The organism is Streptomyces sp. Z423-1 (genome assembly GCF_013009255.1).
Lineage (GTDB): Bacteria > Actinomycetota > Actinomycetes > Streptomycetales > Streptomycetaceae > Streptomyces > Streptomyces gossypiisoli.
Genome location: NZ_CP053109.1, coordinates 4,426,941 through 4,452,241, shown reverse-complemented (window position 1 = coordinate 4,452,241; position 25,301 = coordinate 4,426,941). Strand labels below are relative to the sequence as shown.

Here is a 25,301-nt window from a genome sequence, read left to right as displayed (position 1 = left end):
CACCGTCAGGGGCCGTCAGTCCACGAACGCCCCACACACCGCGTCGTACTCCCGCGTCCACCACACGGCCAGTGCGGAGGCGGCCGGGAACTGGGGGTCGGCGCGGGTGTCGCCGCGTTCGTAGTGCCAGCGCAGCATCCAGAAGTCGTTCAGCCGCTCCCACCACACGCGGTGCACGGCCGCCGCGAGCTCCGAGGGCGTGGCCTTGGCCGCACGCCGGTACGCGCGCGCGTACGCGCGTACCTTCGGCAGGTCGAGGGTCCCGACGGGCCGTACGAAGAAGATCGCGGCGGCGCGAACGGCCTCCTCCGCGCGGGGCTGCACCCCGAGCCGGTCCCAGTCGACGATCGCGGCCGGCGCGTCCCCCTGATAGAGCAGGTTGAACGGGTGGAAGTCGCCGTGCACCCAGCCCACCGAGCCGCCGCGCGGGGGACGCCGGTCCGCGTGCCGCTCCAGCAGGGCGCGCCGCTCCAGGAGGCGGTGGCGGGCCAGTTCGTCGAAGGAGTCGGCGGGGCGGTGCCGGTGTACGCGCGCGAGGAGGTCGTCGATGAGGTCGAACGTGTCTGCGGGGTCGGCGCTCTCCACGGGGTGGGGGCTCGTGGCCGGGGGCGTACGCCCCTTGGGCGGCATCACGCGCTCCAGGGTGGCGTGGACGGCGCCCAGCAGCGCCCCCAGGCGCGTGCACTGCCCGGTGCTGAGCTGCCCGCCGTGCCGGTGCCGGCCGTCGATCCACGGGTGCAGGGCGTACGCGTGGCCGCCCACCACCGCGACCGTACGGCCGTCCCGCCGGGCCAGCGGCGGGGCCACCGGGACGCCGAGGTCGGCCAGCCGCTGGGTGGCCCGGTGCCGGCGTTCGATGGCGGCGGGGTCGGCGGTGTCCGGGTCGAAGTGGTGCTTGAGGAAGTAGCGGCCGCGGGTGGTGCGGAGCCGGTAGCCCCGGTTGAGCAGGCCCTGGTCGACGGGGTCGCAGGTGAGGGCGGAACCGGCGGCGTACTGGCGCAGAAGGGCGCTCAGTGGGGGCGCATGGGGCACGGGGGGTGGTACACAAGGGCGCGGCACGCGCCAGATGCTAGGGCACGGGCCGGGCGTGTGAGCTGGGCGTTGTCACAGGAAGTCGTCGACGATCGCTTTCGGTCACAACTGTGGCCAGACGCGATAACCGGGTTTCGTGATCGTCCAGCAGAAATACTCTGACTTTTCCGCCTCGGCGCACGACGTCAGTCTCACACGCCAACTCTTCCCGTGACCTGGGTGAGCGGGATAACGTGCCGGTGTTCCGGCCCCCTGCAAGGCTGTGACCAGGCCCCCTTCCCGGCTTTTCGATTTACTTGGATTTCCAAGCAAAAACGCAGGTCAGGAGGGGTTTCACAGAAATGTGGAGCACTGGGTAACGTGACTGTTGCAGGGCGCTCGCCGGGGCACCTGTCACGCTTGTTCCGGCCGAGCGGCACCCACCCCGTGCACGGGACGGAACAGGTGAGCCGCACTGGCTTTCCCGGCAATCCCGGGGGCCGGACCGACGGAGGAGCACACGTGACCGTGGAGAGCACTGCCGCGCGCAAGCCGCGACGCAGCGCCGGAGGCAAGGCCGGCACCAAGCGCACCACCCGCAACACCGCCCAGGACACCGAACCCGAACTCGTCCAGCTGCTGACGCCCGAGGGTGAGCGCGTCAAGAACGCCGAGTACGAGCAGTACGTCGCCGGTGTCACCCCCGAAGAGCTCCGCGGCCTCTACCGCGACATGGTGCTCACCCGCCGCTTCGACGCCGAGGCCACCGCCCTGCAGCGGCAGGGCGAACTGGGACTGTGGGCCTCGCTGCTCGGCCAGGAGGCCGCACAGATCGGCTCCGGCCGCGCCCTCCGCGACGACGACTACGTCTTCCCGACCTACCGCGAGCACGGCGTCGCCTGGTGCCGCGGCGTCGACCCGACCAACCTGCTCGGCATGTTCCGCGGCGTCAACAACGGCGGCTGGGACCCGAACGGCAACAACTTCCACCTCTACACGATCGTCATCGGCTCCCAGACCCTGCACGCCACCGGCTACGCGATGGGCATCGCCAAGGACGGCGCGGACTCGGCGGTCATCGCCTACTTCGGCGACGGCGCCTCCAGCCAGGGCGACGTGGCCGAATCGTTCACCTTCTCGGCGGTCTACAACGCCCCCGTGGTGTTCTTCTGCCAGAACAATCAGTGGGCGATCTCCGAGCCGACCGAGCGCCAGACGCGCGTGCCGCTCTACCAGCGCGCCCGCGGCTACGGCTTCCCCGGCGTCCGCGTCGACGGCAACGACGTGCTGGCCTGCCTCGCGGTCACCAAGTGGGCGCTGGAGCGGGCCCGCAACGGCGAGGGACCGACGCTGGTCGAGGCGTACACGTACCGCATGGGTGCGCACACCACCTCCGACGACCCCACCCGCTACCGGCACGACGACGAGCGCGCCGCCTGGGAGGCGAAGGACCCGATCCTGCGCCTTCGCCGCTATCTGGAGGCCTCAAACCACGCGGACGAGGGATTCTTCGCGGAACTTGAGGCGGAGAGCGAGGCGTTGGGCAGGCGAGTGCGCGAAGCGGTCCGTGCGATGCCGGACCCGGACCACTTCGCCATGTTCGAGAACGTGTACGCGGACGGGCATGCGCTCGTCGACGAGGAGCGAGCGCAGTTCGCCGCCTACCAGGCGTCGTTCGCGGACGTAGAGGGGGTCTGAAGATGGCCGTGGAGAAGATGGCCCTGGCCAAGGCGATCAACGAGTCGCTGCGCCGCGCCCTGGAGGCCGACCCCAAGGTCGTCATCATGGGCGAGGACGTCGGCAAGCTCGGCGGCGTGTTCCGCGTGACCGACGGCCTGCAGAAGGACTTCGGCGACAGCCGCGTCATCGACACCCCGCTCGCCGAATCCGGCATCGTCGGTACGGCGATCGGTCTGGCCCTGCGTGGCTACCGCCCCGTCGTCGAAATCCAGTTCGACGGCTTCGTCTTCCCGGCGTACGACCAGATCGTCACGCAGCTCGCGAAGATGCACGCGCGCTCGCTCGGCAAGGTCAAGCTCCCGGTCGTCGTCCGCATCCCCTACGGCGGCGGCATCGGCGCGGTCGAACACCACTCGGAGTCCCCCGAGGCGCTCTTCGCGCACGTGGCGGGCCTGAAGATCGTCTCACCGTCCAACGCCTCGGACGCCTACTGGATGATGCAGCAGGCCATCCAGAGCGACGACCCGGTGATCTTCTTCGAGCCCAAGCGGCGCTACTGGGACAAGGGCGAGGTCAGCACGGAGGCGATCCCCGGCCCGCTGCACAAGGCCCGGGTCACCCGCGAGGGCACCGACCTGACGCTCGCCGCGTACGGCCCGATGGTGAAGCTCTGCCACGAGGTCGCGGACGCGGCCGCCGAGGAGGGCAGGTCGCTGGAGGTCCTCGACCTGCGCTCGGTGTCCCCCCTCGACTTCGACGCCATCCAGGCGTCGGTGGAGAAGACGCGCCGCCTGGTGGTCGTCCACGAGGCGCCGGTGTTCTTCGGCTCCGGCGCGGAGATCGCCGCCCGGATCACCGAGCGCTGCTTTTACCACCTGGAGGCCCCGGTGCTCAGGGTCGGCGGCTACCACGCCCCCTACCCGCCGGCCCGCCTGGAGGAGGAGTACCTGCCCGGCCTGGATCGCGTGCTCGACGCCGTCGACCGCTCGCTGGCGTACTGAGGAGAGGGTCGTGACGACGATGACGGAAGCTTCCGTACGCGAGTTCAAAATGCCCGACGTGGGCGAGGGCCTGACCGAGGCCGAGATCCTCAAGTGGTACGTCCAGCCCGGCGACACGGTCACCGACGGCCAGGTGGTGTGCGAGGTCGAGACGGCCAAGGCGGCGGTGGAGCTGCCGATCCCGTACGACGGCGTGGTCCGCGAGCTGCACTTCCCCGAGGGCACCACGGTCGACGTCGGCACGTCGATCATCGCGGTGGACGTGAGCGGCGGCGCGGCACCCGCGCAGGAGGCGCCCGCCGCGCCGAAGGAGGAGCCGAAGCAGGAGGGCCGCCAGCCGGTGCTCGTGGGCTACGGCGTGTCCACCTCCGCCACCAAGCGCCGCCCGCGCAAGGGCCCGGAGGTCCCGGTCCAGCAGGCCTCGGCGGCCCTGCAGTCCGAGCTGAACGGCCATGGCGGCCGGGCCGCGACGGCACCGGCCGCCCCGGCGCCCACCGCTGCCGCACCCGCGACGGCCCCGGCGCCCGCCGCCACGCCTTCGCAGGAGCGCCCCCTCGCCAAGCCCCCGGTGCGCAAGCTCGCCAAGGACCTCGGCGTGGACCTGGCGACGGTCACCCCGACCGGCCCGGACGGCATCATCACGCGCGAGGACGTCCACGCGGCGGCGGCCCCGGCTCCCGAGGTGGCGGCCCCGACCCCGGTCGCGGCACCCGCGGCTGCCACCACGGCGGCGTACGACACCGCCCGCGAGACCCGCATCCCCGTCAAGGGCGTCCGCAAGGCCACCGCCGCGGCGATGGTCGGCTCGGCCTTCACCGCGCCGCATGTCACGGAGTTCGTGACGGTCGACGTGACGCGCACGATGAAGCTGGTCGACGAGCTGAAGGCGGACAAGGAGTTCGCGGGCCTGCGCGTGAACCCCCTCCTCCTCATCGCCAAGGCGCTCCTGGTCGCGATCAAACGCAACCCGGACATCAACGCGTCCTGGGACGAGGCCAACCAGGAGATCGTGGTCAAGCACTACGTCAACCTGGGCATCGCGGCGGCGACCCCGCGCGGCCTGATCGTGCCGAACATCAAGGACGCGCACGACAAGACCCTCCCGCAACTGGCCTCGGCGCTCGGCGAGCTGGTCGCCACGGCCCGCGAGGGCAAGACCTCCCCGTCGGCCATGCAGGGCGGCACGGTCACCATCACCAACGTCGGCGTCTTCGGCGTCGACACCGGCACGCCGATCCTCAACCCCGGCGAGTCCGCGATCCTCGCGGTCGGCGCGATCAAGCTCCAGCCGTGGGTCCACAAGGGCAAGGTCAAGCCCCGCCAGGTCACGACACTGGCGCTCAGCTTCGACCACCGGCTGGTGGACGGCGAGCTGGGCTCCAAGGTCCTGGCGGACGTGGCGGCGATCCTGGAACAGCCGAAGCGGTTGATCACCTGGGCGTAACGTCAGCAGAGACAAGGGGCCGACCGCGCAACGGCGGTCGGCCCCTTCAAGCGTTCGCGGGCGTCAGCCCAACCTGGCGAAGCCGTAGTTGAGGAGTTTCTTCGCGTCCGTCTCGCGCTGGGCGGCGGAGGTGGAGGTGAGGACCGTGCCGATGACGGTCTTGCCGTTACGGGTGGCGGCGAAGACCAGGCAGTACTTGGCCTGGCTGCCGGAGCCGGTCTTCACGCCGATGGTGCCGCTGTAGTTGCTCAGCAGCGTGTTGGTGTTGGTCCACGTGTAATAGCGGTAGCCGCCGTTCTTCGTGGTGACCTTCTGCTTCGTGGACTTCGTCTTCACCAGCGCGCGGAAGGTGGAGTTCTTCATCGCGTTGCTGGCGAGTTTCGTCAGGTCGCGCGGCGTCGAGTAGTTCGAGCCGTTGCTGATGCCGTCGAACGAGTCGAACTTCGTGTTCGTCATGCCGAGTTGCCGTGCCGTGGTGTTCATCTTGCCGATGAACGACTTCACGCGCGCGGCCCGCGTCGAACCGGTGCCGAACTTGTCGGCGAGCGCGTAGGCGGCGTCACAGCCGGACGGCAGCATCAGCCCGTAGAGCAGCTGGCGGACTGTGACCTTGTCGCCGACGATCAGCCGGGCGGAGGAGGCGTTCTTCGACACGATGTAGTCGCTGTACGCCTTCTGGACCGTGACCTTGGCGTCGAGGTTCAGGTTCGGCTGGGACAGTACGACCTTCGCCGTCATGATCTTGGTCGTCGAACCGGTGGAGCGCTTGGTGTCGGCCGCCTTGGTGTACAGCGTCTTGCCGTTCGCGTTGTTCATGATGTAGCCGCCCTTGGCGGCGATCGTCGGCACGGTGACGGCCTGCGCGGGTGCCGCGGTGAGGGCTCCGGTGGCGAACACGGCGCCGGCGGTCGCGGTGACGGCGACGGCTCTGCGGATACGGATGCCCTTGATGCCGGTTATCAACTGAGATACCCCGAATACGTCGAATGCCCCTGTGGTGCGGCCGAGTTGGACGGGAGTACAGCAGGCCGCATGTGTGTGACACGTACCTAGCACGAAAAGTTGTGCGGATAGTTGTGCGGAATGTGGGCCGGGGCGGTCGGCCGGGTTGGGTCCGCATGGCGGACGGTCCCGCCCATGCGTACGTGTTGTATCTATCCTGTCGGCATGACCCTGGCCGCCGTGAAGCAACCCCCTGCCGCCGACCGCGTCTACACCCACGTCAAACAAGGCGTCCTGGACCGCCGTTACGAGGGCGGCACCCTCCTCACCGAGGGCGAGCTGGCCGATGCCGTGGGGGTGTCGCGGACCCCGGTGCGCGAGGCGCTGCTGCGGCTGGAGGTCGAAGGGCTCATCAAGCTCTACCCGAAGAAGGGCGCGCTCGTCCTGCCCGTCTCCGCCCAGGAGATCGCCGACGTCGTCGAGACCCGCCTGCTGGTGGAGGAGCACGCGGCGCGCAAGGCCGTACCCGCGCCCTCCGGGCTCATCGAGCGCCTCGAAGAGCTCCTGGAGCGGCAGAAGGAGCAGGCCGCCGCCGGGGACCTGGCCGCCGCCGCCGTCACCGACCGCTGCTTCCACGCCGAGATCGTGCGCAGCGGCGGGAACGAGATCCTCTCCCGGCTCTACGACCAGCTGCGCGACCGGCAGTTGCGGATGGGCGTCGCCGTGATGCACTCCCACCCCGACCGGATCGCCAAGACGCTCGCGGAGCACCAGGAGATCCTGGAGGCGCTGCGCTTCGGGGACGCCGACCAGGCCGTCGACGTCGTCCACCGGCACATCGGCTGGTTCTCGCACCTCGCACGGGGTGAGGTCCGATGAGCTCCGCGTCGGTGTCCCTGCCCGGCGACCCTCCCCCAGAGGGGGCACCCCCAGGCGGCCGGCGCGCCGTCGCCGTCTGGGGCATAGGCGTCTCGGTCTACTTCGTCGCCGTCATCTTCCGTACGTCGCTGGGGGTCGCCGGCCTCGACGCCGCCGACCGGTTCGACGTGGGCGCCTCCACGCTGTCGACGTTCTCGATCCTCCAGCTCCTGGTCTACGCCGGGATGCAGATCCCCGTCGGCCTGCTGGTCGACCGGCTCGGCACCAAGAAGGTGCTGACGCTGGGCGTCGTGCTGTTCACGGCGGGGCAGCTGGGCTTCGCGTTCTCCCCCTCGTACGGCATGGCGCTCGCCTCGCGCGCGCTGCTCGGCTGCGGTGACGCGATGACGTTCATCAGCGTGCTGCGGCTCGGCACCCGCTGGTTCCCGGCCCGGCGCGGCCCGCTGATCGCGCAGCTCGCCGGGCTGGTCGGCATGGCGGGCAACCTGGTCTCCACGCTGGTCCTCGCCCGGCTGCTGCACGGCATCGGCTGGACGGCCGCGTTCGCGGGCAGCGCACTCGCGGGGGTCGTCGTCCTCGTACTGCTCGTGCTGTTCCTGAAGGACCACCCGGAGGGGCATGAGCCGGAGCCACTGCCCCACATGGGCGCCGCGTACGTACGGCGGCAGATCGCCGCGTCCTGGCGGGAGCCGGGGACCCGGCTCGGGCTGTGGGTGCACTTCACGACCCAGTTCCCGGCGATGGTGTTCCTGCTGCTGTGGGGGCTGCCGTTCCTCGTCGAGGCGCAGGGGCTGTCCCGGGCCACGGCCGGTGAGCTGCTGACCCTGGTCGTGCTGTCGAACATGGCGGTCGGACTGGTCTACGGCCAGATCGTCGCCCGGCACCACGGGGCGCGGCTGCCGCTGGCGCTCGGGACGGTGGGGGCGACGTCGCTGCTGTGGGCCGTGACGGTGTTCTGGCAGGCCGATCGGGCGCCGATGTGGCTGCTGGTGGTGCTGTGCACGGTGCTCGGGGCGTGCGGGCCCGCCTCGATGATCGGGTTCGACTTCGCCCGTCCCGCGAATCCGCCGGAGCGTCAGGGGACGGCGTCCGGGATCACCAACATGGGTGGTTTCGTCGCCTCGATGACCACGCTGTTCGCGGTGGGCGCGCTGCTGGACGCCACCGGCGACGACTACACGGTGGCCTTCTCGTCCGTGTTCGTGCTCCAGGCGCTGGGGGTTTCGCAGATCCTACGGCTGCGGAGGCGGGCGGCGCGGCGGGAGCGGGAGCGGTTGGTGGCGAGCCGGGTGGAGACGGTGCACGTCCCCGCGTAGGCGCCCGGCGTCGGGGTGGGCGTCCTGGGGGCTTGCCGCCCCCAGACACCCGTTGTGCCGACCGGCGTTACGGCGTCACCGTGAAGTTGCGCAGGATCGCCTCCGTCAGCCCCGGGTCGCCCTCCGACTTGACGCGGTCCGCGACCGCCTCGGGCGTGACGCGGCCGCAGGCCAGACGGACGTAGGTCTCCCAGTCGAGGGTGAGGGTGGCGGCGGGGCCGAGGGCGGGGGCCGTTTCCAGGGTGCCGCGGCCCTGGATGTCGACGCGGATGGTGCGCAGGAACTCGACGGGGCCGTGCACGTCGAAGACGACCGCCGAGCTGCGCGGCGCGTTCGCCTTGGCGGCGACGACGTTCGGGAGTTCGGCCAGCAGGACGTCCCGGGCGACCTGGGCGCCGGGGGAGTCGAGGTTGCCGGGGCGGCCGAGGGCGGCGCGCAGGTCCTGCTCGTGCACCCACACGTCGAAGGCGTGGCCCCGCATCGACTCCTCCAGCGTCAGCTCCGTGCCGAGCGGGCCGCGCACCTTGGTGCCGGGGTCGCGGGACTCGTTGCGCAGCTGACGGTTGCGCCGGATGATCGTGTACTCCAGCTCCGAGGTCATCTCCGGCGCCGTGTGGTGACGGCGCACGTCGACCTGCATCTCCATGTAGCGCTGGTGCTCATTGGTGACGTGGAACAGGTCGCGCGGGAGGGTGTGGATCGGGCGCGGGTCGCCGAGCATCTCGCAGTCCAGGCCGATCACGTGAGAGACGACGTCCCGCACGGACCAGCCGGGGCACGGGGTCCGCCGGTTCCACTCGCCCTCCACAAGGGGCTGCACCAGCTCGGATATCGCTTCGATGGAGTGGGTCCAGGCGTCGGCGTAGGGCTGGAGGGTGGGATGCAGACTCACGGAACGGGACCCCTCGGCGGTCGGTACACGGGCAGGTTGTGGCGGCGGTGCCAGTGGGAGGTGGCTGCACTCGGCGTCGTCTCGAAACTCCCCCGGTTCTCGGCTTCGCTCGAACCGGGGGGACCCCCAAGTTACGCTGCTGTGAGGCACCCCGGCAGTGCTTTCGTGTGACGATCGTAGGCCTGTGTGGACGGCTCGAATGCCAGGACGGTGGTAGTGTGCGCGCCTCTCTGATCCAGATCGCCGTAGACGAGGGCGAATCGGTCGAGGAACGTCGACAGCGGGCGGTTTCTCTGGTACTGGAGCAGGCCGGCGCCGACCTCGTGGTGCTGCCGGAGCTGTGGACGACGGGCGCCTTCGCCTACGAGCAGTTCGGCCGGGAGGCCGAGCCCATCGAGGGACCGACGTACGAGGCCATGGCCAAGGCCGCGAGCGACACGGGGGTGTGGCTGCACGCGGGTTCGATTCCGGAGCGTGACCCTGAGGGGCCGCTGTACAACACCTCGCTCGTGTTCTCTCCCTCCGGTGATCTGGTCGCCGCGTACCGCAAGATCCATCGCTTCGGCTTCGACAAGGGCGAGGCCGTGCTGATGGGGGCGGGCGACGAACTGGTGACCGTCCGGATGCCGAGTACGACGACGCTGGGGCTGGCTACCTGTTACGACCTCCGTTTCCCCGAGTTGTTCCGCGGGCTTGTCGACGTGGGTGCCGAGACCTTTGTGATCCCGGCGGGGTGGCCGGAGCGGCGGCGCTCCCACTGGACGCTGCTGGCTCAGGCGCGGGCGGTGGAGAACCAGGCGTTCGTCCTCGCGTGTGCAACGGCCGGGACGCATGCGGGAGTTCCGCAGGCCGGTCACTCGATCGTGGTCGATCCGTGGGGTGAGGTGCTGGCGGAGGCGGGCGCCGACGAGGAGGTCCTCACGGTGGAGTTCGACCCCGGGAAGGTGGCGGCGACCCGGGAACAGTTCCCGGCGCTGAAGGACCGGGTGCTGGGGGTGGAGCGGCCTCGGCGCTGAAAACGGGGCTGGCCTGGCGCGGCCGCGGCGTGGAACGGATCCGACCCGGCGCGCCCTCCGCGTGGAAGGGGCTGGCCCGGCGCGGCTGCGGCGTGGAATGGATCCGACCTGACGCGCCTCCGCGTGGAACGGATCCGACCCGGCGCGCCCTCCGCGTGGAGCGGGGCTGACCCCGCGACTCCGGCATGATCCGCCGGAGGCCTCAGTCGTCCCCCCGCTCCTTGTCCGCCAGGTGGATCACGCACACCGTCACGGCGATCAGTAGCGCCGGGTCCGCGTCGTCCCGGACGACGTCCACGCCGTACGTCTCCCGCACGTGCAGGAAGCGGCGGGAGATCACGGCGAGGAGCTCACCGTCGTACTCGATGGCGAACTCGCGGTCGAGGATCTTGCCGCTGACGTCGAGCTCGGTGCCGTCGACCAGGTTCACCTTGTAGTGGTTGCGCAGCAGCGACAGCCGCTTGCGCCGGATGCGGGCCAGCGGCTGGTCGTCCCGCTCGATCAGCATGGTGTCCCGCAGGGCGAACATCTTCTGCCGGATGTCGACCAGCACCCGCCCCTGGGTGTCCTTCAGCTCGAAGGTGTCCCGCAGCCGCATCGCCTTGCCGTCGACGAGGAATGCCTTGTTGCCCTTGTCGTCCTGGATCCAGTAGTCGTCACCGAAGCCGAGGAGCCGTTCGCGTACGAGGAATCTCATGCCATGACCGGTTCCCCGGCGGCCGGTCCGAAACGCCGCCGGTAGGCCGACGGGCTGAGGCCGGTCTCGCGCCGCAGCCGCGCCCGCAGGGTCGCCGCCGTGCCCAGCCCGCTGCGCGCGGCCACCACGTCCAGCCGTTCCTCACCGCGTTCGATCAGCCGGCACGCCAGCGCCACCCGCTCCCTGGTCAGCCACGCCAGTGGCGTCGTGCCGAGCTGCGCGCGAAAGCGCCGGTGCAGGGTGGCCGGGGACACCGCCGCCCGCGCCGCCAGGTCCGCCACGGTCAGCGGCTCGCCCAGCCGATCCTGCGCCCACGCCAGCAGCGGCCCCAGGGACTCGTCCGGAATCCCCGGCAGCGGGCGCTCCACGAACTGCTTCTGACCGCCGTCCCGGTGCGCGGCGAACACCAGGCGCCGGGAGACGGCGTTGGCGATCTCGGCGCCGTGGTCCCGGCGCCAGATGTACAGCCCGAGGTCGAGGGCCGCCGCACTGCCGGCCGCGGTCAGGAGGTCGCCTTCGTCCACGAAGAGCACGTCCGGCTCCAGCCGCACCTTCGGGTGCAGCTCCCGGAACGCCTCGGCCCAGCGCCAGTGCGTGGTGGCCCGGCGGCCGTCGAGCAGCCCGGCCTCGGCGAGCGCGAAGCTGCCGGTGCAGAAGCTCATGACGCGTGCCCCGCGCGCGTGGGTGCGCCGGATGGCGTCCAGGACGGCGGGGGCGCGCGGCACCACGTTGTCGGGGCGGCCGGGTACGACGAGGGTGTCGGCCTCGTCCACGGCCTCCAGACCGGGCACGCCGGTCAGGGTGAAGAAGCCGTGGTTCATCCGGACCTCGGGCGCGGGTGTGCACAGGGTCACCTCGTAGAGGGGCGCCGGGAGTCCGAGTTCGGGACGCGGCAGCCCGAACAGCTCGGTCGCGACACCCACCTCGAACGGATTGGTGCCCTCGTCGACGATCACCGCGACGCGATGCGGTCCCGCCTGCTGAGAGGATCCTTGCGGCATATGCGATTCCTAGCACTCGTGCGCATACGGCACCACCCCGCACGATGACCCCATGGAACCGATCTCGCTGACCAAGGCCCTGGCATCCTTCACCGACCGGTGGAGCCCCCGCATCGTCACCGCCGTCAACGACTACGACGTACGCGTCGCGAAGGTCGAGGGCGAGCACGTCTGGCACGTGCACGACCACACCGACGAGTTCTTCCTGGTCATCGAGGGCGAGCTGCACATCGCCCTGCGGGAGGCGGACGGCGAGCGCACGGTCGTCCTCCCCCAGGGGTCGGTCTTCACGGTCCCGCGCGGGACCGAGCACAAGCCGTACGCCCCCGTCCCCACCGCGATCATGCTCTTCGAGCCGACCGGCACTCTCACCGTCGGCGACCGGCACGACGAGGTGCCGGCCCATGTGGACGCCACCACGGGACACGCGCTGTCCTAGTCGGTGGGCGCGAGTTCATGACCTTCGACGCTGCTGTTGGTTCACAGAGTGAGCAACTCTGGGAGGGGACATGCAGCGCTCTGATTCGCACGCCGATCTCCATCTGCGTCTGTCGCTGGACCGCGAGGGCAAGACGGCCATTGAACGGCAGGAGGCCGACTGCCGGGCCTGGGTGGTGCGGCAAGGGCTGGTCGTGCGCCGGTCCACGTCGACCGCGGGAGGTCCGGATACAAGGACGTCAACCGTAAGGGTTTCGCAGCGGCCCGGCAGGCCGTCCTGTCAGGCGTGGTTGGGACGCTGGTCGTGTGGAGGCTGGACCGGCTCAGCCGCAAGGGGACCGCCGAAGTGGGACCGCTGCTGGAAGACTTCGTCAGGGTGGGCGGACGATTGGTCTCCGTCATGGACGGACTGGATTCGAGCGCGCCCGGTGACAGGCTCGCCATGGCGTCGCTGTCGGAATGGGCGAGAGCTGAGGCGGAGACTCAGGGGCAACGCATTCGCCACGCCAAGCAGTTTTTGCGGGGCCGCGGGAGATGGATCGGAGGGCAGCCTCCCTTCGGTCTTCGGGTCGACTCCGAGTCCGGACGGCTGGAGCCGGACCAGGACACTGCTGTATACGCCCGTCTGATCGCTGATGAGGCGCTTGCCGACCAGCCGCTGGTCCGGATCGCCCGGATGCTCAACGAGTACGAGATCGCCTCGCCCAGAGGCGGCCTCTGGCAAGTGGGTTCACTGTCTCAACCGCTGAAGGCTCCTGCCTTCGCCGGACTGCTGCCGGAGACGCAAACGGTCTGGGACGAGGAGCGCGGCTGCCGTAAGTACACGGGGGTCGTCGTCCCGTATCGGGATCCGCGGACGGGGGACCCGGTCGTGGTCGGTGAGGGCATCGTCACGGTGGAGGAACAGCGGCAGATCGTCGCTCAGTTGGAGTCCAGGACAAGGCTGCGCGGCGATGGTGCGAAGCGGCCCGTCCGGAGCCCGGTCCACCTGCTGACCGGATTGCTGTACTGCGCCGTCGAGGGCTGTGGGACGCGGATGAGCAAGAGCGGCACGTCCTATGTGTGCCAGGGGGTGCGGCTCGGGCACACCTGCCCAGGGGCGCGTGCCATGGCGAACCGTGTCGAGGAAGCGGTGATCCATGCGTTTCTGGCGCGGCATCCGACACAGGTGACGCTTTGGGAGGAGAGCAGGACTTCGCAGCGGCGGGCCCTGCTGTCCGATGCCGTGGAGCGAGTGTGGGTTACCCGGGCTCCGAGGAGGGGATGCCGCTTCGATCCTGAGAAGCGGATTCGCATCGTTTGGGCCGGTCCGTAACCACGAGCATCGGGCCTGAGAACGGTGTGGTTGGCTGGGGACATGGCAAAGCGAGCACGTGTCCGTGCCCCGGAGCTGGTCGGCAGGGGCGGATGGATCAACACAGGAGGCGAGGAGCTCGGTCTCGGCAAGCTCCGCGGACGCATCATAATTGTCGATTTCTGGACATTTTGTTGCGTGAACTGCCTGCACGTCCTGGACGAGCTGCGGGAGCTTGAGGAGAAGCACCGGGACACGGTCGTGGTCATCGGGGTGCACTCGCCGAAGTTCGTGCACGAGGCCGACCACGCGGCGGTGGTGGACGCCGTGGAGCGGTACGGGGTGGAGCACCCGGTGCTCGACGATCCGGAGCTCGGCACCTGGAAGCAGTACGCCGTGCGCGCGTGGCCGACGCTCGTGGTGATCGACCCCGAGGGGTACGTCGTCGCCCAGCACGCCGGTGAGGGGCATGTGCACGCCATCGAGCGGCTGGTGACGGAGCTGGAGGCGGAGCACGCGGCGAAGGGCACGCTGCGGCGCGGCGACGGGCCGTATGTGGCGCCGGAGCCGGAGCCGACGGTGCTGCGGTTCCCGGGCAAGGCGCTGCTGCTGCCCGGCGGGACGTTCCTGGTCAGTGACACGACCCGGCATCAGCTGGTGGAGCTGGCGGAGGACGGGGAGAGCGTGGTCCGGCGGATCGGATCCGGCGCGCGCGGGTTCGCCGACGGCGCGGCCGAGGCGGCGTCCTTCAACGAGCCGCAGGGACTCGCGCTCCTCGACAACGGCTCGGTCGTGGTCGCCGACACCGTCAACCACGCCCTGCGCCGCCTGGACCTCACCTCCGGTGAGGTCACCACGCTCGCCGGGACCGGCAGGCAGTGGATGCAGGGCGACCCGACGTCCGGCCCCGGCCGTGAGGTCAACCTCTCCTCGCCGTGGGACGTGGCGCTCTTCGACGGCAGGGTGTGGATCGCCATGGCGGGCGTGCACCAGCTCTGGGCCTACGACCCCGCCGACGGCACCGTCTCCGTCGCGGCGGGGACCACCAACGAGGGCCTGGTCGACGGCCCCTCCGCCGACGCCTGGTTCGCGCAGCCGTCCGGCCTCGCGGCCACGCCGGAGCGGCTGTGGCTGGCGGACTCCGAGACGTCGGCGCTCCGCTGGGTCGACCTCGACGGCACCGTCCACACCGCCGTCGGCACGGGCCTGTTCGACTTCGGGCACCGCGACGGACCGGCCGACCAGGCCCTGTTCCAGCACCCGTTGGGCGTCACGGCCCTGCCCGACGGCTCGGTGGCCGTCAGCGACACCTACAACCACGCCCTGCGCCGCTACGACCCCGCGACCGGCGAAGTCACCACCCTGGCCACGGACGTGCGCGAGCCGAGCGACGCGGTGCTGGTCGGCGACGACATCGTGGTCGTGGAGTCGGCCCGGCACCGGCTGACCCGGCTGCGGCTGCCGGAGGAGGCGGTCCGCGTCGAGGCGGTCGCGCACCGCACGCAGCGTGCGGCGACGGAAGTCGCCCCCGGGCGGCTCCAGTTGGACGTGATCTTCCAGGCTCCCGCAGGCCAGAAGCTCGACACCCGGTACGGTCCCTCGACCCGCCTGCTGGTCTCGTCGACGCCGCCGGAACTCCTGACACACGGCGAGGGCGCGGGAACAGATCTGTCCCGCGCCCTGGAACTCAACCCCGCCGTGCCGGAGGGCGTCCTGCACGTCTCCGCGATGGCCGCGTCCTGCGACGACGATCCTGCGAACGAATACCCCGCCTGCCATGTTCACCAGCAGGACTGGGGCGTCCCGGTCCGTCTCACCGACAGCGGTGCGGACCGCCTGCCGCTCGTCCTGGCCGGCCTGGACGCCTGACCCGGCGGGGCGTCACACCCCGTATCCGTCGCTGTAGCCGTCGCGCCGGTGGTGCCGTTCCTCCTCCACGACCGGCGTCGAGGGCGGCATCACCACACGGCGCCGCCGCGCGATGCTGCTGAACGTCGTGACCCCGATCAGTCCGACGATCATCAGGATGACGCCGACGAGATCGAGGTTGACCCCCTCCATGGTCCAGTCGGTAGCGAACGTGAGGATGGCTCCCACGGCGATGAGAATGATGCACCCGCCGAGGCCCATGAGCGTTGCCTCCCTGTTCCGGTCCGGTGCTTTCCGGAGCTTCCGGTTCGAGGCGGGTACCCCGGTGCGTGAGAGCCATGCTGAAGCGGGCGCGCGGCGCTCATGTGGCCGCGTGAGCGACAACTCGGGCATAACGCCCGCTCGGACAGCCGAGGGGCGTTGCTCAGCCCTCCAAAAACGCAACCAGCGCGCGCGTCAGCAGGTGGGGGTCGTCCGCGCCGCACAGTTCGCGGGCGCTGTGCATCGACAGGATCGCCACGCCGATGTCGACCGTGCGGATGCCGTGCCGGGCCGCGGTGATCGGGCCGATGGTCGTGCCGCAGGGCATGGAGTTGTTGGAGACGAACGACTGGAACGGGACGTCGGCCTTCTCGCACGCCGCCGCCCAGACCGCGCGGCCCGAACCGTCCGTCGCGTAGCGGTTGTTGACGTTGACCTTGAGGATGGGCCCGCCGTTGACGCGCGGGTGGTGGGTCGGGTCGTGGCGTTCGGCGTAGTTGGGGTGCACCGCGTGGCCGGTGTCGGAGGAGAGGCAGACCGTGGCCGCGAAGGCGCGCGCCCGGTCCTCGTAGGAGCCGCCTCGGGCGAAGACGGAGCGCTCCAGGACGCCGCCGAGCAGCGGGCCGTCCGCGCCCGTGTCCGACTGGGAGCCGTTCTCCTCGTGGTCGAAGGCGGCCAGCACCGGGATGCAGGACAGTTCCTCACCGCCGGTCGCGGCCGCGGTCAGTGCGGCCACGCCCGCGTGCACGGAGAGCAGGTTGTCCAGCCGCGGCCCGGCCATCAGCTCCTGGTCGCGGCCGAGATACGCGGGCGGCTCGACGGAGTGCACCATCAGGTCCCAGCCGGTCACCTCGCCCTCACCGATCCCCGACTCGCTCTCCAGGAAGGAGATCAGGTCGCCGTCGCGCACGTCGTTGCCGAGGCCCCAGATGGGCTGAAGGTGCCGCTGCTTGTCGAGCTTGAGGCCCTCCGAGGACACCGAGCGGTCCAGATGGATCGCCAGTTGGGGGACGCGCAGCAGCGGACGGTCCACGTTCACCAGGTGCGTCGTACCGTCGCGCAGCGTCAGCCGGCCGGCGAGGCCGAGGTCGCGGTCCAGCCAGGAGTTCAGCAGCGGCCCGCCGTAGATCTCCACCGCCACCTGGCGCCAGCCGTGCGCCCCGGTGTCGGGCAGCGGCTTGACGCGCAGGTTGGGGGAGTCGGTGTGCGCGCCGATGATCCGGAACGGGGTGTGCGGCGCGGCACCCTCCGGGACGTACCACGCCACGATCGCGCCACCGCGCAGCACGAACCTGCCGCCGCTCGTCCCGTCCCAGGCGTCCGTCTCCGCGACCTGCCGGAAGCCCGCCTTCTCCAGCCGTTCGGCGGCGTTCGCCACGGCGTGGTACGGCGAGGGACTCGCCGCCAGGAAGGACATGAGGTCGTCGGTGTGGCCGCGGTCGAAGCGGGAGGGTTCGCTCATGGGGTTCACCTTAACGACGTACGAGGGCCCGCTCCCGGAAAGGGGGAGCGGGCCCTCGTAAGGGCGATGGGGAAATCCGGCTAGAACGCCGCCTCGTCCAGCTCCATCAGGTCCAGGTCCACGCCCTGCGCGACCTTGCGGGCCAGCGTCACGCCCGGCAGCACGGTGGCCGCGAAGAACTTCGCCGCCGCGATCTTGCCGGCGTAGAACGCCTTGTCCTTGGCGGAGGCCGACTCGATCTTCTCGGCGGCGACCGCGGCGCCCTTGAGCAGCAGGTAGCCGACGATCACGTCACCGGAGGCCATCAGCAGACGGGTGGTGTTCAGGCCCACCTTGTAGATGTTCTTGACGTCCTGCTCGGTGGCGGCGAGGTCGGTCAGCATCAGGCCGACGATCGCCTCCAGCTCGACGGCGGCCTTCGCGAGGTGCTCGCGGGCGTCGGCCAGCGCGACGCCACCCGTGCCGACGGCCAGGAACTTCTTGATGTCCTCGGCGAGGGAGTTCAGCGCGGCGCCCTGGTTGCGGACGATCTTCCGGAAGAAGAAGTCCTGGCCCTGGATCGCGGTGGTGCCCTCGTACAGGGTGTCGATCTTGGAGTCCCGGATGTACTGCTCGATCGGGTACTCCTGCAGGAAGCCGGAGCCGCCGAAGGTCTGCAGCGACTGGGCGAGCTGCTCGTAGCCCTTCTCGGAGCCGTAGCCCTTGACGATGGGCAGGAGGAGGTCGTTGAGCGCGTGCTCGGCCTTCGCGTCCTCGCCGGCCGCCTCCTTCACCGCGATCGCGTCCTGCACCGACGCGGTGTAGAGGACCAGCGCGCGCATGCCCTCCGCGTACGCCTTCTGCGTCATCAGCGAGCGGCGCACGTCGGGGTGGTGGGTGATGGTGACCTTGGGTGCGGTCTTGTCCATGAAGTTCGCCAGGTCCGGGCCCTGGACGCGCTCCTTGGCGTACTCCAGCGCGTTCAGGTAACCGGTCGACAGGGTCGAGATCGCCTTCGTGCCGACCATCATCCGGGCGAACTCGATGATCCGGAACATCTGGCGGATGCCGTCGTGCTTGTCGCCGATCAGCCAGCCCTTGGCGGGGTGCTGGTCGCCGAACGTCATCTCGCAGGTGTTGGAGGCCTTCAGGCCCATCTTGTGCTCGACGTTCGTGGCGTAGACGCCGTTGCGCTCGCCCAGCTCGCCGGTCTCGAAGTCGAACAGGTACTTGGGCACGAGGAAGAGGGAGAGCCCCTTGGTGCCCGGACCGGCACCCTCCGGGCGCGCCAGCACGTAGTGGAGGATGTTCTCCGACATGTCGTGCTCGCCGGACGTGATGAAGCGCTTGACGCCCTCGATGTGCCAGGAGCCGTCCTCCTGCTGCACCGCCTTGGTGCGGCCCGCGCCCACGTCGGAGCCCGCGTCCGGCTCGGTGAGGACCATGGTGGATCCCCACTGCTTGTCGACGGCGATCTGCGCGATCTTCTTCTGTACGTCGTTGCCCTCGTCGTAGAGGATCCCGGCGAAGGCCGGGCCGGAGGAGTACATCCACACGGCCGGGTTCGCGCCGAGGATCAGCTCCGCGTACGACCAGATCAGCGACGGGGGAGCCGTCGTACCGCCGATGGCCTCGGGGAGACCGAGCCGCCAGTATTCGGAGTCCATGAAGGCCTGGTAGCTGTTCTTGAAGGACTCGGGGACCGGCGCGGTGTTGGTCTCCGGGTCGAAGACCGGCGGGTTGCGGTCGGCGTCCGTGAAGGACTCCGCCAGCTCGTTCTCCGCGAGCCGGGTCAGTTCGTCCAGGATGCTCTTGGCGGTGTCGACGTCCATCTCCTCGAACGGGCCGGTGCCGTACAGCTTGTCGCGCCCGAGTACTTCGAAGAGGTTGAACTCGATGTCGCGGAGATTCGACTTGTAGTGCCCCATGGCGACTGGCTCCGTTGAGAGAGATCGGCGAGGCGCTGACTCCTCGCGCCCAAGTTCACGTACCAACTAGTAGCTAAGATGATGCTACCCGCCAGTAATAAGACGCAACCCCGATCCGGTCATCTGTGACGGGTCACACCGGCACCGTGAGCGTCGCCGTGTAGCCCTGCTCGACGCTGCCCGTCACCGTGGCCAGCTGCTGGTCGTAGCCGTCGCTGAAGATGTTGTCCGTCTCCAGGGACAGCTGGCCGAGGTTCTGCACGCTCTGGTCGTAGCCGTCCGTGGCGTACACCGTGTCGCAGACGTCCTTCGGCAGCGCGAGCTGGGAGGTGTTCGTGATGGAGGTGGCGGCGGTGGCGTCGGCCAGGCTGCCGTAGACCTCGAAGTGGATGTGCGGCCAGCGGCCCTGGTAGCAGGCGGGGAAGATGCTGGTGAAGGTCACCTGGCCTTTGTCGTCCGTCTCCTGGACGCCGCGCAGGTAGTTCTCCTCCGTGACGCCCTCGGAGTACAGGGAGTACCTGCCCTCCCGGTCGCAGTGCCAGAGGTAGACGGCGGCGCCCGCCTTCGGGGTGCCGCAGCCCGAGGCCGCGTCCACGACCGTGAGCGTGACGGTCAGGGGCACGCCCTCGGCGGTGCCGCCCGCGGAGTCGCCGAAGCTCTTGGTGATGTCGCTGCGGACGACGCCGCTCTCCTTCAGTACGTTCACGCCGTTCGAGCCGTCGCCGGGGTAGGGGCCGGCGGTCTCGTCCGGGATCGTCGCGCACTCGGCGGACGAGGAGGAACCGCCGGAGGAGCCGCTGGAGGAGCCGCCGGAGGAGGCCGCCGAGGACGAGGACGTGGCGGACGCCGAGGTGTCCTCGTCCGCGCTGCAGCCCACCAGCGGGACCAGGCTCGCACCCGCCAGCAGCCGGATCATGCGGCGGCGGGCGAGGACGGGAAGGTCGTAGGAGAGCCCTCTGTCGTGCTCGTGGACCTCGTCGTCGTGGTGTCGGTGCATTGCCATCCCCTTGCTGGTGTGGTGCCGTGTCCGGTTGCTGGTGTGGTGCCGTGTCCGGCACTCGTCTCTGATACGGCAGACGCTAGGAGCGGCAGCTGTGGGAGACCAGGGCGGGGACTGTCGACCCGCTGTCAACTCGCTGTCGGTTTGCCAGGGTCCCCGTACCGGCCCGCCCGCCCGGCCGCTCTCGGTACGCTTGCGCCCATGTACGGCTACGACCAGAACGTCGGTGCCCAGCAGGGCTACGTCCCCCCGCAGCAGATGCCCGGCGGGTACGGACAGCAGCAGCCGCTGTACCCCGAGCCGTCCCCGCCCTCGCTCGCGGACGCGGTGCGTGCCTTCACCACCGGCCAGATGTCCGCGGAGGACTTCCAGCAGGTCTTCGCGACCTCGAAGGTCTACTGCCCGCGCGGTGACAACCCCGGCTTCCTCGCCCTGCACAACACTCAGCAGCCGGTGATCCCGATGTTCACCTCGCTGAAGGAACTGCGGCGGTACGCGGGCAAGGAGTCCAAGTACTTCGTGATCACCGGCGCCGAGGTGATCGACCTGCTGCCGACCGGGTACGGCTTCGTCCTCGACATGGAGGGCGAGCACCGGATGGTGTTCGACGCGAAGGCCGTGGAGGAGATGGTCGACTTCGCGATGCGCAGGATGTACGGCTAGCAGGTCGGCGCAGGTATTCAGGACGTCAACGGCCCGGAGGGAATGCCCTCCGGGCCGTCGGCGTTGCGGGGTAGCAGAAAGTTCAATGCTCAACTAAAGTGGGGCGCACGTCGCCCAAGGAGGTACTGACCATGCCCGCAGTGACCGTCGAGAACCCGCTGACGCTGCCCCGCGTGACCGCACCGGCCGACGCCGTGGCACGTCCCGTGCTCGCCGTCACGACCGCGCCGAGCGGATTCGAGGGTGAGGGCTTCCCGGTGCGCCGGGCGTTCGCGGGGATCAACTACCGCCACCTCGACCCGTTCATCATGATGGACCAGATGGGCGAGGTGGAGTACGCACCCGGAGAGCCGAAGGGCACGCCCTGGCACCCGCACCGCGGCTTCGAGACCGTCACCTACATCATCGACGGGACCTTCGACCACCAGGACTCCAACGGCGGTGGCGGCACCATCACCAACGGCGACACCCAGTGGATGACCGCGGGTTCGGGCCTGCTGCACATCGAGGCCCCGCCGGAGTCCCTCGTCATGTCCGGCGGTCTCTTCCACGGCCTGCAGCTGTGGGTGAACCTCCCGGCCAAGGACAAGATGATGGCGCCGCGCTACCAGGACATCCGCGGCGGCAACGTCCAGCTGCTCACCACCCCCGACGGCGGCGCGCTGCTCCGTGTCATCGCCGGTGAGCTGGACGGTCACGCCGGTCCCGGTATCACGCACACGCCGATCACCATGATCCACGCGACGCTGGCGCCGGGCGCGGAGATCACCCTGCCGTGGCGGGAGGACTTCAACGGGCTCGCGTACGTGCTGGCGGGGCGGGGTGCGGTGGGCGCGGAGCGCCGCCCGATCCACCTGGGCCAGACGGCCGTCTTCGGCAGCGGCGGTTCGCTGACCGTCCGCGCGGACGAGAAGCAGGACTCGCACACGCCGGACCTGGAGGTCGTCCTCCTCGGCGGTCGGCCGATCCGCGAGCCGATGGCCCACTACGGCCCGTTCGTCATGAACACCAAGGACGAGCTGATGCAGGCCTTCGAGGACTTCCAGAAGGGACGGCTGGGGACGATACCGGCGGTGCACGGCATGACGGAGAGTGGCCTGCGGGACTGACGTCCTGACGATCCGTCACCCGGCCGGGCTTTCCGCGCAGGACAGCCCGGCCGTCGCGTGGTCGGGTGGGAGGCGTGCACCTGCTTCCCGTTGCCGTACGGCGGTTCGCAGCCTGGTGTGCGGTCGTGGTGCTGGCCGCCGCCGTCGGCTGGATCGTGGTCCTGCTCTGCGGCCGGCTGCGTACGGCCGTCGTGCCGGTGCTGCTCGCGTTGCTCGGGACCGCGCTGCTGAGGCCGCTGTACCGGCGGCTGGTCAAGGTCGGCGTCAACCGGTCGGTGGCCGCCGCGCTCACCTGCGTCGCCGTGGTCGCGGTGGTCGGCGGCGCGGTGTACATCGTCGTCGCCGCGCTCATCGACTCCGGCGAGCAGATCCTCGCCTCGCTGCGGCGGGCGGCGCAGGACATCGCCGAGCACTTCGGGGCGGTCGGCACCTCGCTGGACGACATCGCCTCCAACGCCCGTGAGCTGCTGAGCAGGTTCGGCCAGACGGCCGCATCCGGTGTGATCAGCGGGGTCAGCGTGGTCGGGGAGACCATCGCCATGGCCGTACTGGCGCTGCTGCTCGTCTTCTTCTTCCTGCGGGACTCCCACCGGGCCGCCGGTGGTCTGCGCGCGCTCGCCCCGCGCGGCACCGCCGACACCGTCGAGGCCATGGCGCGGCGGGCCTTCCAGGCCGTCGAGGGGTTCATGCGCGGGACCACCTTCATCGCCTTCATCGACGCCGTGTGCATCACGGTCGGGCTGCTGATCCTGGACGTGCCGGGCGCGGTCGGGCTGGGGGCGCTGGTGTTCGTCGGCGCGTACATCCCCTATCTCGGCGCGGTCCTCTCCGGTGCCGTGGCGGTGCTGGTCGCGCTCGCCGACCGGGGGTTCGTCATCGCGCTGTGGGCGCTCGGGGTGGTGCTCGCCGTGCAGATGCTGGAGGGCCATGTGCTGCAGCCGCTGATCCAGAGCCGGACCGTGCAGATGCATCCGGCGGTGGTGATGGTCACGATCACCGTGGGGGCGTCGGTCGCCGGGATCTTTGGCCTGCTGCTCGCGGTGCCGCTCACCGCCGCCGCCTTCGGGGTCGTCCACGAACTGCGGGCGCGGTACGGGACACCGCCCGAGCCTTCGGAGTCGTAGCCCAGGGCCGGGCGGCCGTAGCGCGCCTCTAATCCGGCGGCTGCCCGTCCGGCTCGTACAGCTCGAACCAGATGCTCTTGCCCTCGCCCCGCGGATCCACCCCCCACGCGTGCGCCAGCAGCTCGATCAGCATCAGGCCGCGCCCGGAGGACGCCAGTTCCCCGGGCCGCCGCTTGTGCGGCAGGTCGTCGCTGGCGTCGGTGACCTCCACCCGCATCCGCCGCGCGCCCGGCTCCCCGGCGACCTCGGCGACCAGCAGCGCGTCGGTGTCGGTGTGCACGAGGACGTTGGTGAGCGTCTCGGACAGCAGCAGCACCGCCGAGTCGACCTGGTCGGCGGAGCTCCAGTCGTGCAGCAGCTCGCGCAGCTGCTGCCGGGCCACGGCGACCCGCTCGGGCTCGGCCTGGGCCACCGTCAGCATCGTGCGCCGCACTCTCGGCCGTACGGTCATGGTGTCGCCGCAGCCGCAGCCCTCGGGCTCCCGGCACAGCAGCAGCACGGCGATGTCGTCCTCGCGCCGGTCGGCGAGCGGGCCTGTGGTGTGGTGGGAGGACGGCCCGTGCACGGCCTGGACCAGGGAGTCGGCGAGTTCCTCCAGGTCGCCCTTGTGCTCCTCCAGGATGGTGCGGATGCGCACCCAGCCGGTCTCCAGGTCGTGTCCGCCGGTCTCGATCAGGCCGTCGGTGCAGATCAGCATGGTCTCGCCGGGTTCGAGGACCAGCTGCGTGGTGGGGTAGTCGGCGTCCGGGTCGATGCCGAGCGGCAGCCCGCCGGCCGTCGGATGTTTCATGACCGTGCCGTCGGCCATCAGGATCGCCGGGTCCGGGTGCCCGGCGCGGGCGATGTCCAGCACGCCGGTCTCCGGATCGGCCTCGACGTACAAGCAGGTCGCGAAGCGCAGGTCGGCGGGGTCCTCGTCGGTGGTGCTGATGCCGTGCAGGAAGCGGGAGGCGCGGGACAGTACGGCGTCGGGGCGGTGGCCCTCGGACGCGTACGCGCGCAGGGCTATCCGCAGCTGGCCCATCAGGCCCGCCGCCCGCACGTCATGCCCCTGGACGTCCCCGATGACGAGGGCGATCCGCCCGCTGGGCAGCGGGATCATGTCGTACCAGTCGCCGCCGACCTGGAGTCCGCCGCCGGTGGGGATGTACCGGGCGGCGACGCTCATGCCGGGGATCTCCGGGCCCAGCGTGGGCAGCATGGACCGTTGCAGGCCGTCGGTCAGTTCCCGCTCGGACTCGGCGGTGCCGGCCCGGGTGAGGGCCTGCGCGAGCATCCGGGCGACCGTCGTCAGCACGGAGCGCTCGTCCGGGGTGAACCCGACGGGATGGGCGAAGGCCGCCATCCAGGCACCCATGGTGCGCCCGGCGACGGTCAGCGGCAGAAAGGCCCACGACTGGCGGCCGAACTGCTCGGCGAGGGGCCAGGTGAGCGGGTAGCGGGACTTGTAGTGGTCGGGCGAGGGCAGATAGACGGCACGGCCGGTGCGTACGACCTCCGCCGCCGGATAGTCCGTCGCCAGGGCCATGTGCGTGAAGGGACCCTCGTCACCGGGCCGCTGACCGTGGTGGCCGATGATCGTCAGCCGGTCGCCCTCCACGCCGAAGACGGCGAGCCCGTCTGGGGAGAAGCCCGGCATCGACAGTCCGGCCGCGACCCGCAGCACCTCCGCCGTGGAGCGCGCCTCGGCCAGCGCCCGGCCCGCGTCCAGCAGGAACGCCTCCCGGGAGCGCCGCCAGTCGCCGGTGACCGCACGGCGGCCCGCCGGGGTGCCCGGCGGGGGGTCGGTGACCTCCTGGAGGGTGCCGATCAGCTCGAAGGCCCGGCGTTCGTGGTCGTAGCTCGGCTTGGACCGGCTGCGGACGGTACGGATCACCCGGCCCCGCTCGTCCATGATCCGGACCCGTACCTCGGCGACCGTGCCCTCGGCGGCGGCGAGGCCGACGACGCTGACGATCTCGTTCCAGTCCACGGGGTGGAGTCGGGCCCGGGCCTGGGCCTGGGTGATGGTCGCCTGCTCGGCGGTCAACCCGAGCAGCCGAGCGGCCTCGGCGTCCACCGTGACCAGCTTCGTGGCCGTGTCCCAATGCCACAGGCCGGTCGCGAGGGCGGCGAGGACCTGCCCCACGGCGGGCAGGGGCTCACCAGTGCGCATTGCCCCACTCTAAGAAGAGGTGATCGAAGGATGCCACCGATGCCGCACGCCGGTCATCGCCGTTGATCGCCGGTAATCGCCGGTAATCGTGGAGAGGCCCTCCCGGGCGGCCGGTACTCTGGGGGTGTTTCACGTGAAAC

22 protein-coding genes are annotated in these 25,301 nt (G+C 70.4%); 12 read left to right on the top strand and 10 right to left on the bottom strand.

What is annotated here, in order from left to right; genetic code table 11:
- Positions 1-15: 15 nt before the first annotated feature.
- Positions 16-1,032 (bottom strand): phosphotransferase, encoded by a 1,017-nt coding sequence (locus tag HJD23_RS19815; RefSeq protein WP_171113689.1) that lies wholly within the window; start codon positions 1,030-1,032, stop codon positions 16-18.
- A 501-nt stretch (positions 1,033-1,533) separates the two neighbouring features.
- On the opposite strand from HJD23_RS19815, the gene pdhA reads away from it, so the two are divergent.
- The 3 genes from pdhA to HJD23_RS19800 are packed head-to-tail and all read left to right on the top strand — an operon-like array spanning position 1,534 to position 5,136.
- A complete protein-coding gene (gene pdhA / locus HJD23_RS19810) occupies positions 1,534-2,709 on the top strand; it encodes a pyruvate dehydrogenase (acetyl-transferring) E1 component subunit alpha (RefSeq protein ID WP_171113688.1) in 1,176 nt (391 codons plus the stop codon).
- 2 nt (positions 2,710-2,711) lie between these two features.
- Complete coding sequence (locus HJD23_RS19805) at positions 2,712-3,692, top strand: alpha-ketoacid dehydrogenase subunit beta (RefSeq protein WP_171113687.1); 981 nt, start codon at positions 2,712-2,714, stop codon at positions 3,690-3,692.
- A 10-nt stretch (positions 3,693-3,702) separates the two neighbouring features.
- Positions 3,703-5,136, top strand: a complete 1,434-nt coding sequence (locus tag HJD23_RS19800; protein ID WP_171113686.1) for a dihydrolipoamide acetyltransferase family protein — start codon at positions 3,703-3,705, stop codon at positions 5,134-5,136.
- A gap of 63 nt (positions 5,137-5,199) precedes the next feature.
- Here the strand turns inward: HJD23_RS19800 and HJD23_RS19795 are convergent, their stop codons facing one another.
- Complete coding sequence (locus tag HJD23_RS19795; protein ID WP_171113685.1) at positions 5,200-6,099, bottom strand: D-alanyl-D-alanine carboxypeptidase; 900 nt, start codon at positions 6,097-6,099, stop codon at positions 5,200-5,202.
- Positions 6,100-6,303: 204 nt separating this feature from the next.
- On the opposite strand from HJD23_RS19795, the gene HJD23_RS19790 reads away from it, so the two are divergent.
- Together HJD23_RS19790 and HJD23_RS19785 are read left to right on the top strand one after the other, a co-directional pair.
- Complete coding sequence (locus HJD23_RS19790) at positions 6,304-6,957, top strand: GntR family transcriptional regulator (RefSeq protein ID WP_171113684.1); 654 nt, start codon at positions 6,304-6,306, stop codon at positions 6,955-6,957.
- Positions 6,954-8,273: an MFS transporter gene (locus HJD23_RS19785; protein WP_171113683.1), complete on the top strand. Its 1,320-nt coding sequence runs from the start codon at positions 6,954-6,956 to the stop codon at positions 8,271-8,273. Before HJD23_RS19790 ends, HJD23_RS19785 begins: the two co-directional genes overlap by 4 nt.
- Positions 8,274-8,340: 67 nt before the next feature.
- On the opposite strand, the gene HJD23_RS19780 is transcribed toward HJD23_RS19785, so the two are convergent.
- Entirely contained in the window at positions 8,341-9,165 is an 825-nt protein-coding gene (locus HJD23_RS19780) for a maleylpyruvate isomerase family mycothiol-dependent enzyme (RefSeq protein WP_171113682.1), read from the bottom strand.
- 218 nt (positions 9,166-9,383) lie between these two features.
- Between HJD23_RS19780 and HJD23_RS19775 the strand changes: the two genes are divergently transcribed.
- A complete protein-coding gene (locus HJD23_RS19775) occupies positions 9,384-10,181 on the top strand; it encodes a carbon-nitrogen family hydrolase (protein WP_171113681.1) in 798 nt (265 codons plus the stop codon).
- A 202-nt stretch (positions 10,182-10,383) separates the two neighbouring features.
- Here HJD23_RS19775 and HJD23_RS19770 read toward each other — a convergent pair whose 3' ends face one another.
- A complete protein-coding gene (locus HJD23_RS19770; RefSeq protein WP_171113680.1) occupies positions 10,384-10,878 on the bottom strand; it encodes an LURP-one-related family protein in 495 nt (164 codons plus the stop codon).
- Entirely contained in the window at positions 10,875-11,879 is a 1,005-nt protein-coding gene (locus HJD23_RS19765; protein WP_171113679.1) for a helix-turn-helix domain-containing protein, read from the bottom strand. The genes HJD23_RS19770 and HJD23_RS19765 overlap by 4 nt, the downstream gene beginning before the upstream one ends.
- Positions 11,880-11,931: 52 nt before the next feature.
- On the opposite strand from HJD23_RS19765, the gene HJD23_RS19760 reads away from it, so the two are divergent.
- From HJD23_RS19760 to HJD23_RS19750, 3 genes are all read left to right on the top strand, one after another.
- Positions 11,932-12,318, top strand: a complete 387-nt coding sequence (locus HJD23_RS19760) for a cupin domain-containing protein (protein ID WP_171113678.1) — start codon at positions 11,932-11,934, stop codon at positions 12,316-12,318.
- Between the two features lie 159 nt (positions 12,319-12,477).
- Positions 12,478-13,632 (top strand): recombinase family protein, encoded by a 1,155-nt coding sequence (locus HJD23_RS19755; RefSeq protein ID WP_346770338.1) that lies wholly within the window; start codon positions 12,478-12,480, stop codon positions 13,630-13,632.
- A 42-nt stretch (positions 13,633-13,674) separates the two neighbouring features.
- Positions 13,675-15,480: an NHL domain-containing thioredoxin family protein gene (locus HJD23_RS19750; RefSeq protein WP_171113676.1), complete on the top strand. Its 1,806-nt coding sequence runs from the start codon at positions 13,675-13,677 to the stop codon at positions 15,478-15,480.
- A gap of 12 nt (positions 15,481-15,492) precedes the next feature.
- Here HJD23_RS19750 and HJD23_RS19745 read toward each other — a convergent pair whose 3' ends face one another.
- From HJD23_RS19745 to HJD23_RS19730, 4 genes are all read right to left on the bottom strand, one after another.
- Complete coding sequence (locus HJD23_RS19745; RefSeq protein WP_171113675.1) at positions 15,493-15,741, bottom strand: DUF6458 family protein; 249 nt, start codon at positions 15,739-15,741, stop codon at positions 15,493-15,495.
- Positions 15,742-15,904: 163 nt separating this feature from the next.
- Positions 15,905-17,203: a M18 family aminopeptidase gene (locus HJD23_RS19740; protein WP_171113674.1), complete on the bottom strand. Its 1,299-nt coding sequence runs from the start codon at positions 17,201-17,203 to the stop codon at positions 15,905-15,907.
- Positions 17,204-17,283: 80 nt separating this feature from the next.
- The gene (locus tag HJD23_RS19735) at positions 17,284-19,110 is read right to left on the bottom strand and encodes an acyl-CoA dehydrogenase (RefSeq protein WP_171113673.1); all 1,827 of its coding nucleotides are present in this window, start codon (positions 19,108-19,110) and stop codon (positions 17,284-17,286) included.
- 133 nt (positions 19,111-19,243) lie between these two features.
- The gene (locus HJD23_RS19730; RefSeq protein WP_171113672.1) at positions 19,244-20,107 is read right to left on the bottom strand and encodes an intradiol ring-cleavage dioxygenase; all 864 of its coding nucleotides are present in this window, start codon (positions 20,105-20,107) and stop codon (positions 19,244-19,246) included.
- 204 nt (positions 20,108-20,311) lie between these two features.
- On the opposite strand from HJD23_RS19730, the gene HJD23_RS19725 reads away from it, so the two are divergent.
- The 3 genes from HJD23_RS19725 (at position 20,312) to HJD23_RS19715 (ending at position 23,006) form a co-directional block, all read left to right on the top strand.
- The gene (locus HJD23_RS19725) at positions 20,312-20,773 is read left to right on the top strand and encodes an SseB family protein (RefSeq protein WP_171113671.1); all 462 of its coding nucleotides are present in this window, start codon (positions 20,312-20,314) and stop codon (positions 20,771-20,773) included.
- Positions 20,774-20,904: 131 nt separating this feature from the next.
- Complete coding sequence (locus HJD23_RS19720) at positions 20,905-21,882, top strand: pirin family protein (protein ID WP_171113670.1); 978 nt, start codon at positions 20,905-20,907, stop codon at positions 21,880-21,882.
- Positions 21,883-21,956: 74 nt separating this feature from the next.
- Positions 21,957-23,006, top strand: coding sequence for an AI-2E family transporter (locus tag HJD23_RS19715; protein WP_171113669.1), 1,050 nt, complete (start codon positions 21,957-21,959; stop codon positions 23,004-23,006).
- 28 nt (positions 23,007-23,034) lie between these two features.
- On the opposite strand, the gene HJD23_RS19710 is transcribed toward HJD23_RS19715, so the two are convergent.
- Positions 23,035-25,161, bottom strand: coding sequence for a SpoIIE family protein phosphatase (locus HJD23_RS19710; protein ID WP_171113668.1), 2,127 nt, complete (start codon positions 25,159-25,161; stop codon positions 23,035-23,037).
- Positions 25,162-25,301: the final 140 nt, after the last annotated feature.

Bases quoted from the DNA above. Each gene is read 5' to 3' on its own strand.
- HJD23_RS19805 (WP_171113687.1), top strand. From the start codon at position 2,712: ATGGCCGTGGAGAAGATGGCCCTGGCCAAGGCGATCAACGAGTCGCTG.
- HJD23_RS19790 (WP_171113684.1), top strand. From the start codon at position 6,304: ATGACCCTGGCCGCCGTGAAGCAACCCCCTGCCGCCGACCGCGTCTAC.
- HJD23_RS19785 (WP_171113683.1), top strand. From the start codon at position 6,954: ATGAGCTCCGCGTCGGTGTCCCTGCCCGGCGACCCTCCCCCAGAGGGG.
- HJD23_RS19770 (WP_171113680.1), bottom strand. From the start codon at position 10,878: ATGAGATTCCTCGTACGCGAACGGCTCCTCGGCTTCGGTGACGACTAC.
- HJD23_RS19765 (WP_171113679.1), bottom strand. From the start codon at position 11,879: ATGCCGCAAGGATCCTCTCAGCAGGCGGGACCGCATCGCGTCGCGGTG.
- HJD23_RS19760 (WP_171113678.1), top strand. From the start codon at position 11,932: ATGGAACCGATCTCGCTGACCAAGGCCCTGGCATCCTTCACCGACCGG.
- HJD23_RS19750 (WP_171113676.1), top strand. From the start codon at position 13,675: ATGGCAAAGCGAGCACGTGTCCGTGCCCCGGAGCTGGTCGGCAGGGGC.
- HJD23_RS19745 (WP_171113675.1), bottom strand. From the start codon at position 15,741: ATGGGCCTCGGCGGGTGCATCATTCTCATCGCCGTGGGAGCCATCCTC.
- HJD23_RS19740 (WP_171113674.1), bottom strand. From the start codon at position 17,203: ATGAGCGAACCCTCCCGCTTCGACCGCGGCCACACCGACGACCTCATG.
- HJD23_RS19735 (WP_171113673.1), bottom strand. From the start codon at position 19,110: ATGGGGCACTACAAGTCGAATCTCCGCGACATCGAGTTCAACCTCTTC.
- HJD23_RS19730 (WP_171113672.1), bottom strand. From the start codon at position 20,107: ATGCACCGACACCACGACGACGAGGTCCACGAGCACGACAGAGGGCTC.
- HJD23_RS19725 (WP_171113671.1), top strand. From the start codon at position 20,312: ATGTACGGCTACGACCAGAACGTCGGTGCCCAGCAGGGCTACGTCCCC.
- HJD23_RS19720 (WP_171113670.1), top strand. From the start codon at position 20,905: ATGCCCGCAGTGACCGTCGAGAACCCGCTGACGCTGCCCCGCGTGACC.
- HJD23_RS19710 (WP_171113668.1), bottom strand. From the start codon at position 25,161: ATGCGCACTGGTGAGCCCCTGCCCGCCGTGGGGCAGGTCCTCGCCGCC.